Raw genomic sequence first — 2,416 nt, 5'->3', positions numbered from 1 at the left:
CCGTCGCACTGTCGCTGGCCGCGGTGCTGGGGGCGGGCGGCTGGGCCGCCGGCGGCGAGCGCGCGGTGACCGGTCCGCCGTCCGGAACCGCCGCCTGGGTCGCCGACACCGCCCTCGGCGTTCCGCTGCCCGACCCCGCCACCGCCTCCCCCGCCGAGGTGGCCGCCTTCTTCGCCGCCCTGGCGCCCGCCGCCCGGGAGGAGCTGGCCGTCCGCCACCCGCTGGTGGTCGGCAACCTGGACGGCGCGCCCGTCGACCTGCGCCACCGGGCCAACACCCGGGCCATCGCCGAGGAGTACCGGCGCGCCCTGGTCCGGGCCGTCGACCCGGCGCTCCCGCGGCGGGACCACACCGCCGCCCGGGAGCGCGCCGAGCGCTACCGCACCCTGCTCGACGGGGCCGCGCCCGGCGGGCCGCGCCGCTACCTGGCCTTCGACCCGCGCGGCCGGGGCCAGATCGCCGAGGTGTTCGGCGACCTCGCCACCGCCCGGCGCGCCGCGGTCGTCGTCCCCGGCTCCGACATCGACCTGCGCACCTTCGACCGCGCCGGCGACCCGTACGGCACCCCCGTCGGCATGGCCCGGGCGCTGTACGAGGCGACCGGCGGGCGCACCGCCGTGATCGCCTGGGCCGGGTACACCACCCCGGTCGGCCTCGGCCCGGACGCCGCGACCGAGACCCTCGCCGAGGCCGGCGCCGAGCGGCTGACCCGGCTGCTCGACGGGCTGGCCGTCAGCACCCGGCCCGACGCCCCGGCCACGGTGTTCTGCCACAGCTACGGCTCGGTGGTCTGCGGGCTGGCCCGGCCGGGCCCCCGGCAGGCCTCCGGCGTGGTGGTGCTCGGCTCGCCGGGCCTGGGCGTCGGCTCGGCCGCCGACCTCGACCCACGCGTCCCGCTCTGGGCCACCGCCCGCAACGGCTCCGACTGGATCGGCGACGTGCCGCACGTGCGCCTGTTCGGCCTCGGCCACGGCGCGGACCCGACCGACCCGGCCTTCGGCGCCCGCCCGCTGCCGTCCACCGGCTCGCACGGGCACACCGGCTACTTCGCCCCGGGCACCGCCTCCCTGGCCGCCTTCGCCGACGTCGCCCTCGGCCGCTGACCCCGCCCCCCACCGCGCACCCCTCCCGCCCCGCGAACGGAGACCCCGCCATGTCCCGCACCCTGCTCGCCCCGCTGCACCGGGCCGCCCGCCAGGTGGACGCCCGCACCCCCGAGAGCCGCGACCGCGCGCTCGACGGCCTGCGCGCCCTCGCCCTGCTCTCCGTCCCCGTCGGCCACTGGCTGCTCGGCGGCTTCACCCGCTCCGCCGACGGCGCCCTGCACAACGCCAGCCCGCTCTCCTCCCCCGACCTCGGCTTCTTCGCCCCGGCCAGCTGGGGCCTCCAGCTGCTGGGCGTCTTCTTCCTGGTCGGCGGCCACTCCGCGGTCCGCTCGCGGGAGCGGGCCCGGGCCAGGGGCGTCGGGTACGCGGGCTGGCTGCGCGGCCGGGCGGTGCGGCTGCTCCGGCCGGTGCTCGGGGTGGCCGCCGTCTGGGCCCTGCTGATCCCGCTGCTGCCCCGCCTCGGCGTCCCCGCCGACACCGTGCGGACCGGCTCGACGCTGGTGGTGCAGCCGCTCTGGTACATCGCGGTCTACCTGGGCCTGACCGCGCTCACCCCGCTCTGCGCGGCCGCCGCCCGCCGGCTGGGCGGCTGGTCGGCGGGCGTGCCGCTCGCCGCGGTCGCCGTCGTCGACCTGCTGCGGTACGGGCCGTGGGCGGAGTCGGTGCCGTCCTGGGTCGGGCTGCTGAACGTCCTGCCGGGCTGGCTGTTCGGCTACCAGCTGGGCGCGCTCTGGGCCGAGGGCCGGCTGGGCCGGCCGGCGGCGCGGCTGCTGCTGGCCGGCGGCGGGGCGCTGTTCGCCGTGCTGCTGCTGGTCTTCCACTACCCGGCGTCGATGGTGGGCGTGCCGGGCGCCGGGCGCACCAACTCGCACCCGCCGTCCCTGCTGGTGCCGGCGCTGGCCGCGGTGCAGTGCGGCGCGGCGGTGCTGCTGCGCGAACGGCTCGGCCGGCTGCTGACCCGCCGTCCGCTGCTCTGGCTGCCGGTGGTGGCGGTGAACCTCTCGGCGATGACGATCTTCTGCTGGCACCAGAGCGCGATGCTCGCGGTCGCGGTGCCGGGTGCGGCCGCCTTCGGCACGGTGCCGGGGCTGACGACGGCTCCGGACTCACTCGGCTGGGTCGCGCTGCGGCTGGCGCTGCTGCCGCTGTTCGGCGCCGCGCTGGTCGCGATCGGATGGTTCACCCGGCGCTTCGACGGCCCGTGGACGGGGCTCTCCCGGCCGGCCAGGGCGGTGGCCGGCGCGGGGGCGGCGTTCTTCGCCGCGTACGCGCTGGGCGTCGTCTGACGCACGCGGGCACCCGGCGGCGAC

2 protein-coding genes are annotated in these 2,416 nt (G+C 79.3%); both read left to right on the top strand.

The annotated features are described in order from the left end of the window. Nucleotides 1-1,103: alpha/beta hydrolase (locus ABD308_RS03560; RefSeq protein ID WP_425554682.1), on the top strand; the 1,103-nt coding region annotated here is incomplete at its 5' end. 50 nt (nt 1,104-1,153) lie between these two features. After that, complete coding sequence (locus ABD308_RS03555) at nt 1,154-2,392, top strand: acyltransferase family protein (protein ID WP_344325366.1); 1,239 nt, start codon at nt 1,154-1,156, stop codon at nt 2,390-2,392. Nucleotides 2,393-2,416 lie beyond the last annotated feature (24 nt).

The sequence above is a fragment of the Kitasatospora putterlickiae genome, from assembly GCF_039527695.1.
GTDB classification, from domain to species: domain Bacteria; phylum Actinomycetota; class Actinomycetes; order Streptomycetales; family Streptomycetaceae; genus Kitasatospora; species Kitasatospora putterlickiae.
Note: the sequence above shows the minus strand (reverse complement) of the source record. Positions and strands in the feature narration are given on the sequence as shown.